Genomic DNA, 14228 nt, shown 5'->3' on the forward strand with positions numbered 1-14228 from the left:
TCCTGCAACGCGCCCTGGCTTACGCCATCTGCCACGCAGACTGATGGCCAAAGTCGAGCTTAGTTCTGGAAAGGCAACCCGATGCGGTGTGGAGCTCCCGACAGAGGGCTTTGTGGAAGCGGTACGGCCGCACTGGGGGTAGGGCCCTCAACGCTCCGGAGCAGCTTTCTGACCTGGGTGGTTCGAAAGCAAGCTGCAAGCTGATTAAACAGCACCTCAAAATCCGGGACTGAGATGCCGTGACATGCTTCCAAACGCGGACAGCCTGTCATGGCGGAATGCCGGGGCGCTCCTTGCCACCATGCAACTTGCGGCCGGAGGGCTGGGGCTTGGCTTCTGTCCACTGGGCCTGCTAGGCGAAGAAGTGGCCGCTTCCCTGTTCCCGAGCAGCGGCCGTCTAGTGGCGGTAGGCACCTGCCTGGTCGGACGTCCAAGCATACGGGGGTGAGGCGCCGCAGTCGCCCTGCATCACCGAGAAGTCTGCCGAGCGGCCGACCGTCAGCTATCTTATTCATGGTAGCTTTACCTAGGAGCCGTGCATGTACCTGATCATTCGAACGCATTGGCTGGTGGTTTGCTAATGCTCCAGGGATGCTCTGGAGGAGAGCCAGAGGTAGTCCATGCCTAGTGATGCACACCGCTTTTCGCAGTCCCTGTTCGGGTGCGGCGTCCGCACTCGCCCGCTGGAATGGCCACAGACATCACAGGTGCTGCTCATTGCGCGGATGTCTGGGGCGGGCACATTGTACGGCTTCGACGCGCTCGTATCTGACAGCGGACGCTGCTATTTGCTTGAGGTGTCCTCGTCGACGGACATGCTCAACGAGCGGCTCAGCGCGGCGTGGCAGTCGAGGGCAGACGCGGAGCGTCACGACGGTGAGGCCGTCATCTCCCCGAATAGAGTTCTCCTTCCCCCTCCATTCCTTGCACAGATCTCTGACGCCCTGCACCGCGCTGGAGTGGTTAGAATTCCTCGAATGGATCAGCAGGAGGATGATTTGGCAGACACTGAAGTGCCATGCGCAGTCGCTGCTTGAGGCGCCTACTTTCACGCCGCAAAAAGTCGGGTTTCCCTTCCTTCAAACTGTAGAGATCCTTGAGCATATGGCAGACGACTGGGGCAATGCGCCGCATTACCTCATGGCTCCTACGCTTGCGTTCAAGGTAATTCGGAGCGCTGGAACCCATCGTCTCGACGAACAGGCGTCGGGGCTGAGCGCCCCGGGCAGCAAGTTCAATCTGGAAGTCAGGAATACATCTGTCATTGAGGTTGTTGCCAGCCTCTCCAGGAAGGTTGAAAAGCGGCTTGTGGATGGTAAAGGCCATCGAGCTACCCTTTACTTCCTCCTGAAGTTCCCGAAGCGTTACGAGGGTCTCGCCTTCGAGGCGGCTGTCGAGGGGAAACCTAGTCCACCTCTGGTACGAGGGAATAGCGAAGCCGCGACCGAAGCCGAGATCCCCGCTGCGGGCCGTTTCAGTGTAGGTCACAAGGGCAGAATACGGGGCCGAGTTCAGCGTCACGTTCCGGGACGAAGAGCGGAGTGCATCTTGGATAGGCCACCTCGCCTCCTCACTCTCCTGAATCGCCAGGCAATCGATCGTTCGCCCTTGCATACGCGTCAGGTAAAGGAGGGAAGGCCTGCCCGCGCCGCGCCACGCTAGATTTCGGTACTCACCTGGTAGATCGGAAACCTTGTCGGGCCCGAAGCGCAGGACGTCGGAGACCTTCAGGAGATCATTGATCGCAAAACGAGAGGCTGCCCGCCGCAGTGCGTCTACATCTCTCTCAATCCCACTGATGTACCCCTTAGGGGAAATCACGTTGATCTTCGCATCGTGCAGGAGCGCACAGAGAAGCGTTCCCAGAGTTGGTCGGGCATCCCGCACGACAGCGTTACGCCTGCTGATCGGTGTCTGCTCGCCGTCACCACTCGGAACAAGGTCGTTGGCTTCAACCCAAGATGGATGAAGATTGAAGACTGTGTTCGCCCTGGGTCGGTTGAACGACCTTACGACGACCGCCTGCTCCTCCAAGGTACGCACGAATGGACAGTCCGGAGCATGCGGATCTCGCTCGCCATGGGTGAGGCGTCTAAGGCCGGTCCGTCCATCCTGCGCCATGACAGCGGTGAGGAGCGGATGGCTCTCCAAGCCCGCGCAGTCACATCGTAGCCACCTGCGATCGCCCCCCACCAGCTCATTCACGACGTCCGATGCGAGCTTTTGATCGCCTGGAAGTGGATTGGATCGAAGTCCGAAGACACGTTTAAGAGCCATTGTCTCTGCGGGTCGAATTCGCCGGACGGTTCTAAGATTGAAGGTGCGGTCGACGATTTCCAAGGGCATGGACTTCCATGGTGATGCGGACGGAAACTGATCCGAACGAAGGCTTGTCTATCCGGTGTGGAATGCGATCATGTACCAAGGCGTGTCGGTTACCGAGACTTACTAGTTCGCCTTGTGTGTCGGTGGTAGTCAGCACCCGGGTAGCCTCGCTGCCCTTATCTTCGGAACAGAGAGCCAGGCATCCTGAAGGCGGGGAGAACCTGATACCGTCCGACCTCGATCTCTCGCTGCTCAACGTTCCCAAAGAGTAAACTTGAGGTGCCAAGCATCGCAGAACTCGGCACCCCAGGCGCGAGCACCCATCCGCCACGCATCCGGCTGCTCGCCGACTTCAAAAAAGTGAGGAGCCAGTGGACTTGGCACAACAGACGAATGCCTTTAGCCGCACGGCTGCCTGACCCTCAGGGAGGGACGCCCTTCTCAAGGATGTGGTCGGCCACCACCCGGCCGCAGTGGATCTCCGATACCCGAGCAGGGACGTCGAAGCCGATAGGCCGTTGCCACACGCTCGACAATACCGATCGAGCCCGGAGATTTCGAGTTTACCGCAGCTCTATCGGCCGCTGCTCCCTCAGGGGGCGAACACGCGCGCCATAGGTTCTGCAATGCCAGAAGCTTGGGAAGTAGGCGATTCGAAGCCGATATCCCTCAAAATCCACCTCCACCATCTCCTGATCCATCTCTGAACGGGCGGCGGTGATGCCCGCGCGGAGCGTGACCTGAGCGGTCGTGCGCACGCCGCGGAGGTGGGCATGATGGACTGCGAGGGCGGGCGAGGCGAACTCCACCCTTTCGGTGTCGCTGGGGTAGCAGCGTCCGGTATCGGGTGAGATCCGGTACCATCGCTGCAGGTACGCAATCTGCAGTTCGCGCGGACTGTAGCCAAGAGGTGGCGGCGCGACCCGGTTGTCTGTGGCCGGGTTTATAGGTGGCACGTTCGCCGGGGAACCCGCCACCGGCCCGTTATCCAGAGGGCTCTGAACTAGGGGAGTAGGTTTGCCTCCAGAAGCCCTCACCCCAGCCCCAAACTCGCGGCATCGTTGGAATGTCGGATAGTAGTGGATCAGTGTTCCCAAAGCCTGGATGGCCACCCATTGGTAGTCGAGATCACGAACAGGAAGGGTACCAGGGGTTATCGGCATCCCGGGCACTGTATTGGCGATGCCCTCCGCCTCCATTTTTGCGCTGAAGTCGTAAGGATTGGCGGCGAACACGTCGTAGTCTTGATCGGTGCGCACGCAGCGCCCACTCTGGTCGGAACGATGCCACAAGGGAGCGTTTGCCGCAGCCCGCTCCGCATCCGTGTAACTGCTTGCGCTTTCGGCCAAGGTCCGCCTCTGCACCTCGGCCGCACGATCGGCCTCCTCCCTGGCCGCCTCGGCGCGGGCTCGTTCGGTCGCCGCGGCACGGACGGCGGCTTCGGCCGATCGCTGCTGCGCTTCCTCTGATCTTGCTTGCCGAAGCAGAGACTGTAGACGCTGCTCGGTTTGCGCCTGCCGCGATGCCGCCAAACGGGCTTGGGTGGCTTCGAAAAGCTGCAGGGCCTGGGCACTCTGCGGACCAGGGCGCCCGTTCGGAGACAGACGGCGTAGAAAGTCCTGGCGTGCGTCCCCGGCTCTCTCAGCGGCGTCCCACTCCTCGCGGAGGATGCTTCGTGAGATCACCATGGCGCGCTCCTCGAACTGGGCATCGCTCTCGCCCCTTCGACGAGGAAGATCCCGGTGAAGTCGTGCTGCCATAGCATCCAACTGGTTCTTGTGAGCGCCGTCAGCCGCACTCAAGTTGGCGTCATCCTCGTCTCCCATGCTGTAGTCGTCAGCCTTGGGACTGAACACGAAATCCTCGTCTTGTTCTGGCATCTGTGCAGCGACGGCAGGAGCCGCGCAGAGGAGGCATACGGCTGCGATCAGGGCTCGGTAGAGCAAGAGGACATCCCCAGCGGAACAGAGCCTGATCTTAGCTCATGCCAGCCTAGGGCGTCGAACAGGCCACAACCTTACCATCTGGCTGCATCGTTTCTCGGAACCGGCGATACCTGGAAATCTTGTGTCGCTGGAGGTCCGAAGCGGATGATCGTATGGCGCCCCAAATTGGCGGGGTGCAGGAAGAAGGCATGTTCATGTGCGACGTTGGAGGAGCTGGACAAATAGCGCAGGACGGTCGGATGGAGCATGCCGATCCGACACCTATTAAACGGCACGGGGACGGCGACCGCGTCGAGGTGGCAGAGGTCGCGCGTCAGTTCTCTCGTGTCCCGGTGGAGCCGCTCGGCCGGATTCCCTAGAGGGCGCCGTTGTGATTCTCTGACATGGACGGCCGCCTTGCTGGAGTTCCGATGCCACAGACAATCCATCACTACGCGGACGGGCAGTTCCTGTCCCGCGAACTTCCTGGCCCGGATGCCGAAGCGCTTCCGGACGTTCCTTGGGGTCGGGTAGACGCCCTGATGACGCCAGCCTACTGGCTCGGACAGTGTTGGCAGGCCGAACTCCTGGGCCTCTACGGGGACTTCCGCCTCGGTTCCAACCTCCGTGAGGAGGTGGCCGCCTGCCTGCTCGGTGGGTGGGGCATGCCCGCGGAACTGGGACTGACAGCGTTCGCCCGGCTGCGTGACCGAGGCATGCTTACATCAGCGTCGAGCGCGACAGCATTAGAGCACGCGCTGTCCGAGCCATTCCGGATCGAGGGACGGGATCGCCGCTACCGCTTTCCACGACAGAGGTCTCGACACCTCGCCTGCTGTCTGGTGGCTCTAGATGACTTGGGGGAGCCGGAGGATGACAGGGATCTCCGGGATGCCCTGCGAATGTTGCCCGGACTGGGATGGAAGACGTCTTCCTGGGTGGTCCGCAATCACAGGGCGTCCGGCGCCGTCGCCATCATCGACGTCCACCTCGTACGAGCGGGACGGGTCGCTGGGTTCTTTGAGCCGTGCTGGGACCAGGCCCGCGACTACGCGACCATGGAAGAAGCTTTTCTCCGCTTCGCCGACGCTATCGGCGTTCGTGCCTCCCTGCTTGACGCCCTGATGTGGGATCAGATGCGGCGGTTTGGCGACCTTGCCATCCAAGCCGAAAGGAGAATCGTATCGCCGATCCCGCGTCCCCGGCGGACGCGGCAACTGGAGCTCATTTAGGCGGGCGGCGTCGGTCGCCCGACTACGCAGGCACCGACGGCCACGATCCTGTTGCCGCTTGGGAAAAGCGATCGGGCCACCTCGTGCCCGAGGAGACCCAAGAGGCAGGTTCCCAATCCAAGTCCGGCAGCAGTGATCTGGAGCGTGGCCAAAAGAGCACCTGCATCCCGCCACAGAAGGCTATCCGGCGAGCGATACGCTGCGGCCGTGAGTTGGCGATCTGCCAGCAGAACCAACATCGTTCCGCGCGCCTGGGGTAGGTACTGCGGCAGCCTGGTGAGCAGACGAGCAGCCCCACCAGGCTCCCGCTCCCGCAGAAGCTGCACGTGAGCGCCAACGGGATCGACACGGAGGGCAGTGGCCCGTGCCCTTCCACCACGTAGGACGACAATGCTGACCGGGTGGAGGGCTCCCGCGGATGGTGAAACCCGGCGCGACCGCGCGAATGGGTCTCCTGCCTTGACCAAGCGATTCATGGTGACCATCCCGACGAGGGCAAGCACTTCCCGAACCGAGGGAGCGGACAGACGGCGTATGGATCTCCGTTCAAGCAGGACGCGTCCGAGCGGGGCATCTAGCCTGGCCGCCTCCGGACAAGCGCCCAGCACCCGCTGCACCGGCCACGCAATCGGGGGCGGTGGAAAGCGGACTATTGGCCGTGGCTCCTCAGTAAGGAACGTCGCCGAGTTCCTTGAGGGTGACGTAGTGCTTTTGGCACCCACGGCACATGCCGCACGCAAAGTTCGAGACGTGGCAGGAGTGCGCCCAGGACAGCACATCGCGCGGCACGTCTGACCGCCGGAGCAACTCCGCCGCAGTCAGCTCCACAGCTGGCGCCTCGAGGCGCATGCTCCCCTCCTGCATGGCAAGGAGGGCGTCCGCCGCGACAACGAAGTCCGCCCTGCCGTCAGCGTGCGCCCCATCCGTCGAGAGGCAACCTATAAGGAGCCTGCCTACCCCGAGCGGCAGGAGGCGCATCGCGGCCAGCGTCACGAGCATCTGGTTTCGGAACGGCCACCATTCAGAAACCGGAGCCACCTCGCTCCTCTCGGTTCCGGCCATGTCGCCGCTGCCGAGCACCCGCAGGTCGGCTCGGATCACCACGTGCTCGATCCCGATCTCCCCGCAGACCGCTCCGGCGGCGCGTATCTCGGCTTCGGCCGGGAGTTGCCCGTAGTCCACGGTCACTCCGTAGTCCGGGCGCAGCCACCAGGCCAAGGCCGTGGAATCCATGCCACCCGAAAGTAGAAGTGCAGTCTTCATGCGCGCCAGTGCATGTGGTGTAGCGCGGTAACCAAGTCCTCGTAGACCTGGCAGCCACTCCCAGTAACCATCTTGAGATCCTCGCCCCGGGTCGATTGTGCCAATGCGTAGACTGGCTTCCCGATGGCCCGGGCATACCCGGCCTCGAAGACCGTCCCGCTGTCGAGGCCGTCCAGCAGCGCGAAAACGAGGTCACAATCCCGCAAGGCCCTGAGGTCCTCAGGCGCCACCTGCTCCGCCGGACCGTGGCCGACGTCATGGACTGGGGAGAAGACATCCATGCCCAGCTCCCGGAGACAGCGCCGGGCTTCATCCACCAGCCACCGCTGACCCAGGTTGAAGAAGGGTGCGGCGAGGTAGACCCTGGCGCCGTGCCCCACCACCTTGCGCCTCGTCTCGGGAACGTCCGGAAGCCGAGCATTGATTGGCAAGGCCATGGACGCGACGTAGTCAGCGGTCGCGCGCGAGGCCAAGTGGGCCGCCTCGGCGGGCGGGAGGCCCTTCTCTCCCCACCATGCGGTAAAGGCCGCGGCGAAGACATCGCCAGAGCCGACGGTCCAGACCCTTTCCGTCTGGTAGGCTGGGACAAGTTCCTCGCAGCCCGCCGTGACCACCAGAGCGCCGTCCGTTCCCGACTTCATCACCACGACCTCGGCGCCTGTGTCGGCCAGCAGGCGACGCGCCGCCGTCATAGCGTCGCCGTCGCGGCCTAGGCCGCGCACCTCGGACCTGTTGGCCACGATGGCCAAGCGCTGCGCCCGGCTCCCGTTCTCGACGAAGGGCTCCGGCCGGAAGGCAGACTGCGGATCGTAGACACAGGTCTGCGCATCCACCACGACGGTGCTCTCGATCATACCGAAGCGGAGCACGATCTCACTGCTCGCCTGGAGGGTAGGCTCCTGCTTGATCCGGGCCGGGTCCGGCCAGATGCGCGGAATGGACATGCTGTGCACGTAGTCGAATAGGATCGAATCCGTGGCGGGCGTCGGTCTGAACTCGACCTTGCTGATCCTGGCCTGTGGCGCGAACTCAGTCTCCACCGCGGGTGATGCACAGCTTACCAGCGTGACCGGCAGGCCGAAATCGGCGAGAGCGCAGGCCGCGCGCCCGGCCGACCCGAAGGTCTGCTGCCAGTTGGGCCATATGCATCGCTCGCGATAGACGCCCCCGGCAACAAGTATCCCGCTCACTTGGGGCGCACCTCAACGATGCAGGTCCCACCGTGGATGGAGATGACCTCGGCCACGTACTGGCGCCCGCCCTGCAGGCACTCGGTCAGCTGCGCGAGCATGGTGGACGTGATGCTGCCCGCGGTCTGACCCTGGCCGTTGCGAGCCTCCACCACGGTCGGGGGCCCCTTTACAAGGATGATCGAGAGCAGGTCACCCACCGACAAGGAGCGGATGACCGGCGGGTTTGGAGAAGCAAGCGGGGTGCGGTCGGTGAAATCGCATAGATCGACGGCAGTCACACCGGTACCGTCGCGGACCGGCCTCGCTGGTTCGCGCCAGTCGGAACTCTGGGGGCCACCGGACATGCAGTGCCTTTCCTTGAACATCGCCGACGGCCGACCCGCAACAGCTATAGGGATGCGCCAGAGTCAGCCCGACTCAGCACCAGAATTTAGACGCTCCCAGGCCGGAGAATAGCCCGGTATCGCTCTACTCCCAATAAGGTGGTCTGCCGCAATCCGGCTTCCTGCATGCGCGGGCCACTGTCGCCAGCTCATACCACTCCGGTCCACCGCGCCTTGCCAATCTCGTTCCGATGCCTTGCCCCATGATGCCTCCAATGGTTCAGGGTTGAATGGTTGGCGCGCAGCACTGCTTGGGGTTTGGCCGCCATGGCAGAAGCAGGAATCATCCCTGGTCGTCGTCTCGGCCGGTTCCAAAAGGACCGGCCCGTGGCTGTTCCCTGGCCTAAGCCAGTGCCAGATGCCATGTGGCTGACGGTGACCTCGGACCCTTCGTCGACGAGCCCCGGGAGGAGGAGCCCGCCCTCCTCTCCTCCCGGATCTGCGCCGCAACCGACGCCGCGGGAAGCGGCAGCCTGCGCTGGATGCCACGAGCCGATGCTCGCAACGGCAAGGACGGCGTCCCGGTCTCCGCCGCTGTATGGAAGCAGTGGAGCGCTTCGTCGACGGTAGCTTCACGGAGCAGGCGGCGATGCCCGTAGGAGCGCTTATCCGCCTGGACCAGCGCGGCGGCGCCGACCTCCTCAATTACCTCGGTCGCGAACCGCGCCAGCCTTGGTGACAGCACGGCTCCCCATAGCACTGCGGAGCGGATTGTCCGGACGCAGCTGCCAACCCGATTCGGATTCGGTTCGAGGTTGATATCCAGGAGTCGATCGTCAAGGTGGGCAAGATAGTCGTCACGGCAGATGACCTGCTTCCGGGTCATAGAGTACAGGACGGCATCCCAGTTGAAGAAGGTGGTATCCAGCAGGTCATCCACCGTGGACACCTGACTGTGACCCTCGACCCGTGCCCAGGTGCGCCCGAGAAGCCAGACGTCCGCCTTCCATTTGGTTGAGAGGGCATAGCCACCGAAGCGGTTCTGCACGGCTCCGTAATTGTAAAGTAGAGCTCGGAGCGCCGGGGAATCGGGGGCGTCAACGACCAGATCGACGTCGGAGGTAAAGCCCGCATACTCATCGTTAAGCAGCAGGTCGCGCAGCATCCCGCCGACGATGGCAACCTCGCCGTGATCTCCCAGACGCCTGGCTAGTTCTCCGACGGAGCTCCGCCCCTGGCGCGCATCGCTCATGAAGCAGCTGAGGCGCCGCCTCAGGAGGTCAAACCTGTCGCTGGCTGGCGCCGACATGGAACTCCCCTAGCCTGCGGTGGAGATAGACAGCATACGAGTCTGTCATGCCAGACACCATGTCCGTCAACAGCTGAAGTTCCCGGTAACGGATCGGGAGGGAGGAGCCGCCCTCGGGCGGCTGTTCAAACGCCTGCCGGTAGTTCTGCGAAATGTGGCTGTAAGCAAGGTCGGCGAACGGCGACGTGCGCTTGGAGGCGGGTTTGTCGTAGCTCTCGCGCTCGACGATGCCGCGCCACAGCATGGACATGAGCTCGTTCAATTTGTTGAAGCCGTCCACCTCAAGGCCAAGAACACTCGTGTGTCGGAACGCGTGCTCCTTGTCGAACCTCTTCAGGACTTCCACGAGCTTGGCTGCCGGGCCGACATCCAAAAGCGACTCATCCTGGTCGCCAGACACGATAGCATCGTAGCGGGCGCCCCAGGTCTGGATGAGGGCGGACACCAGGACATTGATGGCATGGACGCGGAACTTCTGCATGGAGACGTCGTTCAGCTCGCTTGGCGCAAGCTTGCCTTTGCGGGCCAAGACATGGTCCTCGGACGAGCGCTTGGCGACATACTGGACAGCCTCGTCCGCCGGGGCGGCCGCTTCGAGATAGGCTATGAGGTCGGGGAAGGACACCAAGCCTTTCTTCACCGTGTCCTCGGTGTCCAGGACCGAGTAGGCGATATCGTCGCAGGCTTCGAGGACATGGGCGAGCGGATGCCTCACACCAGAACCGAGGCCCACCTCCTCGCGTGCCTTGGAGATCAAGTCCGCTTCTGACGCGAAGTAGCCGACTTTTCTGGAGGCAACCGGCCCGCTCTTTTTCGCGGCGTCCGAGGGAACAACGTACTTCATCAAGGAGGCGAGCGTGCCACAGGTTAGGTTAAGCCCAAACCCATTAGACGACGACTGCAGGCGCATAACCAGGCGCATGGTTTGAGCGTTGCCCTCAAAGCGGAGAAAATCCTCCTTCAGAGCAGGGTTGGCTCGGCATGCCCTGCCCATGTCCAGCGCCCCTTCGAGTTCCACGCCTCCCAGCCCCCTAGGGGGCTTGCCTTCCCTGAAGTTGCCAAAGCAGAGCGCTTCGCGCTGCCGGAACCAGTGGCGTATCGCCTCCTCGCCCTGGTGTCCAAAGGGCGGGTTCCCGAGATCATGTGCTAGGCCGACCGCAGCCAGCATGGCGGGCAGCCTCCGCTCGTGGCCCTTGATGCCGCGCGCCGGGTGAAAGCTGTGTGCGATATGGGTTCCCACCGACCGGGCAATGGCCGAGACCTCTTCCGAGTGGGTAAGCCTGTTGCGGACGCTGTCGTTGCGCTCCAAGGGAAAAACCTGCGTTTTGTCAGCAAGGCGTCGGACCGGCGCAGCAAACCGGACCCTGTCATAGTCGCGCTCCGCCGCGGATCGGGTCTTCGCAAGCCAGGATGGCTCGGCAACCGCCGACGTCAGCCCCGGCGGAACTCCCACGATGTCGTCCAAGCGCTTCTCGCTGAGCAGTTTGTCCCAGTTCAGCAAAACGCGCTCCGTCTCTTCGGTTTCCGGTTAGGAATACCGGCTCCCGCAGCCGATTCCTAGACGGCCTCCCAGGGAGGGCGGGGCGACAATAGGCGAGACGCGTTTGGCGAGCCTACTGGGCGGTAATGCTGGCAACTCTGAGGGTCAGAGCAGAATCCGCCATAAAGTGTGATGAGCTCAACATCTGATTGTTCAGGCCGCCAGCACGCGCCCGGGTCCAAAAGCTCGTCCCGAAACTCCCTACCGATGAGATCAGAACGCAGCCCCACTCAGGTCCTACCCTGGATCATCCCGACGTCCGCCTTCTGCCCCCAGCGGGAGATAGGCATTGAGAAAGCGGGGCAAGAACTGGCGTACCTCTCAGGGCGTCCTCTCTGGTGGAGACTGTCGGCGATGGTGTGCGGCTTTGCACGTGGCCAGCCGTTCTCGGTCGCTTCCGCCGGTGACGGCCGAACTGTACCGGAATGCCGTCTCTAGAGAATCGGGTCTGAACAACCTCCAGAATATTGATCTGCTTGGGAGAGTTGCTGGTCTGGGCGCTCTGGAGTTGCAGGGTTCATTTGGAACCATGCGGTAATCCTGCGATTCTGCGGGCATGAAGCATCGTCCCCGCCCTCCAGAACAGGCCGACCTGCTACGGCCACGCCTGGTCGACATGATCGATGGACGGCACGAGCTGGTCCGGCTGGCCGCGTTGATCGACTGGCCGTGGTTCGAGCGGGAGTGGGCAGGCTTCTTCCCTGCCGGTGAGAGGCGACCCGCCACCCATCCGCGCCTGGTGGCGGGGCTGATGTACCTGCAGCACGCCCACGGCCTCTCCGACGAGGCGGTGCTCGCCCGCTGGGTGGAGAACCCGTACTTCCAGCACTTCAGCGGCGAGACCGTCTTCCAGCACCGCCCGCCCATTCACCCGTCCTCGCTCAGCCGTTGGCGCGGCCGCATCGGTGAGGAGGGGGTGGAGTGGCTGCTGACCAAGACCGTCGAGGCGGGGCGTGCCTGCGGGGCCGTGACGCCGCGCAGCCTGTCCGAGATCGCGGTGGACACCACCGTGATGGAGAAGGCCATCGCGCATCCGACCGATAGCAAGCTCTACGAGAGGGCTCGTTGCTCCCTGGTGGCGCTGGCTGGAAAGGCTGGGATCCGACTGCGGCAGAACTACAACCGCAAGGCTCCGCGCCTGGCAGCCCAGGCAGGGCGGCACGCCCATGCCCGGCAGTTCCGCCGCATGCGCAAGGCGCTGCGCACGCTCAAGGGCTACACGGGACGCGTCATGCGCGACATCGGCCGCAAGCTCGGCACCATCTCCGAGGGAGCGCTGGGGATGCGGATCGAGCAACGCATGACCCTCGTCACCCGTCTGCTGCGGCAGACACCCAAGAGCGCGGGCAAGCTCTACGCCCTACACGAGCCGGAGGTGGATTGCATCTCCAAGGGCAAGGCACGGGTGCGCTACGAGTTCGGCTGCAAGGTCAGCGTTGCCACCACGCTCACTGGTGGCTTCGTCGTCGGCATGCGCTCCATGCCCGGCAACCCCTACGACGGGCACACCCTCTCCGACACCCTCCAGCAGGTGAAAACCCTCACCGGGCAACTCCCCAGCCTTGCCGTGGTTGATCGCGGCTACCGTGGCCATGGCGCCCACGGCACGACGGTGCTCGTCAGCGGCACACGTCGCGGCCTCACGCCACGGCTGCGCAAGCTCCTGCGCCGCCGCAGCGCCATCGAGCCCGAGATCGGCCACATGAAATCCGATGGACGCCTCGCCCGATGCGCCCTCAAGGGCACCATCGGTGACGCCCTCTACACCGTGCTCTGCGGTTGCGGCCACAACATCCGCAAGATCCTCGCCTACCTCAGAGCCCTTTTGCTCGCCCTCCTTGGCGCCCTCATTCAGGAAATGGGTCAGCCGGACTACCAGCCGGTTACGATCCAGACGGCCTGAGGAGGTTATTCAAGGCCGACTAACCAGTTGGTGTCCGCCGCTGCCGAGTGGAAGCTGCTTTTTTGGTCACCGTACGCCTGGCGCGGCCTGGGCCTCCCGGATGGGCGGGATGAGACGCCATGACTCTGAGTATCGAGGCCGCCAATTCACGCCTGTGTGGTTCCATCGCCTTGAGCGCTGCTATGGCGCTGCTGAGGACCAAGTCTTCGGTAGGTTGATCCTCAGCCATGCCCAGGAGCGCGTCCGGTGTCGTCCGCAACACCCCGCAAATGCGCCGCAGGGTGGCAAGGTCAGGCTCCCGCTTGCCGTTCACGTATGCAGAATAGCGGGACTGCGACAGGCCTAGGCGGCGTGCCACCTCGGCGTCTGTAAGGCCTAACTCCCGAGCGCGCGCCTTCATGCGCGCTCCCCAACCCTCGTCTTCCATGAGCCCAAGGTCACAGCGTAGCGCTGTTTCGCATAACGACTAATTGCGCTTACTAAAAACAACGATATGTGCTTTTGCAGTTAACGAGGGCGGGCTTCGGAATAGCAGCCCTGCCACAAAAGTTTCGATAGGTGCGGCTTGTAACCTCGATACGTTGTTTGTATTAAGGTCGAAAGGTTGATGGCAGGAGCGATCTGATCTCAATGCCCGACGTCGTTGGTCTCGCCGGAAGATCCCACCAGATCGTACGTCACTGCACTTGATTGAACGACTTCCTCAACGCCGACTCTAGCAAGTCCGCGCGCGCGATCGAGAAATCAGATGCAAATCCTCCTACTCCTCATGTTTCTCGTGAACACCGCCGTCCTGGTAACGGTGACGCCGAGCAAATCCTCGGCTCAGCAACACCACACCGCGTCCGCGCCGCTGAAAGATCGGCTCGCGTCTCCTGCCGGGGAGGTCCGAGTGACTGAGCGGGTGCTGACGGTTGGAGGACGCACGGTTTTAGCCGCCGATGGCGGCTTCTGGGGGCCGGTTCCTAACCTCCAGGCTGCCGTACCCGCCGGGTCACCCGCCGTCGTGCTCGTTCAGTTTCCGGGTGGAACGGCTTGTGAAGCGACCTACCGCCTCCTCGATCTCACGAGTTCGCCCCCCACTGTAACCGCCGAGTTCGGCACCTGCTCTGATTTGGCCTCTCTCGCATGGACCGGACGCTTCGCAACAGTCTCGATGCCTGGTCGCCGCGGCCCGGGGCGCTGGACCTACCAACCGGGCACCAACGGTCGCCC

The 14228-nt window shown here is 63.2% G+C and carries 11 protein-coding genes; 2 read left to right on the forward strand and 9 right to left on the reverse strand.

The features are described from left to right. Positions 1–963: 963 nt before the first annotated feature. Together ACFFIC_RS19045 and ACFFIC_RS19050 are read right to left on the reverse strand one after the other, a co-directional pair. Positions 964–2340: a hypothetical protein gene (locus tag ACFFIC_RS19045; RefSeq protein WP_377053252.1), complete on the reverse strand. Its 1377-nt coding sequence runs from the start codon at positions 2338–2340 to the stop codon at positions 964–966. 548 nt (positions 2341–2888) lie between these two features. Next, entirely contained in the window at positions 2889–4271 is a 1383-nt protein-coding gene (locus tag ACFFIC_RS19050) for a hypothetical protein (RefSeq protein WP_377053254.1), read from the reverse strand. Between the two features lie 410 nt (positions 4272–4681). Here ACFFIC_RS19050 and ACFFIC_RS19055 point away from each other — a divergent pair, with 410 nt between their 5' ends. Further along, complete coding sequence (locus ACFFIC_RS19055; protein WP_377053256.1) at positions 4682–5482, forward strand: 8-oxoguanine DNA glycosylase; 801 nt, start codon at positions 4682–4684, stop codon at positions 5480–5482. On the opposite strand, the gene ACFFIC_RS19060 is transcribed toward ACFFIC_RS19055, so the two are convergent. The 6 genes from ACFFIC_RS19060 to dgt all read right to left on the reverse strand — a co-directional run bounded on the left by ACFFIC_RS19060 (position 5479) and on the right by dgt (position 11071). Further along, on the reverse strand, positions 5479–6261 hold the full coding sequence (locus ACFFIC_RS19060; RefSeq protein ID WP_377053258.1) for a nitroreductase family protein: 783 nt from the start codon (positions 6259–6261) through the stop codon (positions 5479–5481). The two genes, ACFFIC_RS19055 and ACFFIC_RS19060, sit on opposite strands and share 4 nt — an antisense overlap. After that, on the reverse strand, positions 6149–6745 hold the full coding sequence (locus tag ACFFIC_RS19065) for a 7-cyano-7-deazaguanine synthase (RefSeq protein WP_377053260.1): 597 nt from the start codon (positions 6743–6745) through the stop codon (positions 6149–6151). The genes ACFFIC_RS19060 and ACFFIC_RS19065 overlap by 113 nt, the downstream gene beginning before the upstream one ends. Beyond that, a complete protein-coding gene (locus tag ACFFIC_RS19070; RefSeq protein ID WP_377053262.1) occupies positions 6742–7935 on the reverse strand; it encodes a PfkB family carbohydrate kinase in 1194 nt (397 codons plus the stop codon). The genes ACFFIC_RS19065 and ACFFIC_RS19070 overlap by 4 nt, the downstream gene beginning before the upstream one ends. Continuing rightward, positions 7932–8282, reverse strand: a complete 351-nt coding sequence (locus tag ACFFIC_RS19075; RefSeq protein WP_377053264.1) for a hypothetical protein — start codon at positions 8280–8282, stop codon at positions 7932–7934. The genes ACFFIC_RS19070 and ACFFIC_RS19075 overlap by 4 nt, the downstream gene beginning before the upstream one ends. A gap of 382 nt (positions 8283–8664) precedes the next feature. Beyond that, the gene (locus ACFFIC_RS19080; RefSeq protein WP_377053266.1) at positions 8665–9513 is read right to left on the reverse strand and encodes a nucleotidyltransferase family protein; all 849 of its coding nucleotides are present in this window, start codon (positions 9511–9513) and stop codon (positions 8665–8667) included. A gap of 28 nt (positions 9514–9541) precedes the next feature. Next, positions 9542–11071, reverse strand: coding sequence for a dGTP triphosphohydrolase (gene dgt / locus ACFFIC_RS19085; protein WP_377053268.1), 1530 nt, complete (start codon positions 11069–11071; stop codon positions 9542–9544). A gap of 595 nt (positions 11072–11666) precedes the next feature. On the opposite strand from dgt, the gene ACFFIC_RS19090 reads away from it, so the two are divergent. Continuing rightward, positions 11667–13013, forward strand: coding sequence for an IS5 family transposase (locus ACFFIC_RS19090; protein ID WP_377053270.1), 1347 nt, complete (start codon positions 11667–11669; stop codon positions 13011–13013). A gap of 19 nt (positions 13014–13032) precedes the next feature. Here ACFFIC_RS19090 and ACFFIC_RS19095 read toward each other — a convergent pair whose 3' ends face one another. Then, the gene (locus ACFFIC_RS19095) at positions 13033–13440 is read right to left on the reverse strand and encodes a helix-turn-helix domain-containing protein (protein ID WP_377053272.1); all 408 of its coding nucleotides are present in this window, start codon (positions 13438–13440) and stop codon (positions 13033–13035) included. Positions 13441–14228 lie beyond the last annotated feature (788 nt).

Origin of the sequence: Muricoccus vinaceus, from assembly GCF_042433125.1 — a bacterium.
Lineage (GTDB): Bacteria > Pseudomonadota > Alphaproteobacteria > Acetobacterales > Acetobacteraceae > Roseomonas > Roseomonas vinacea.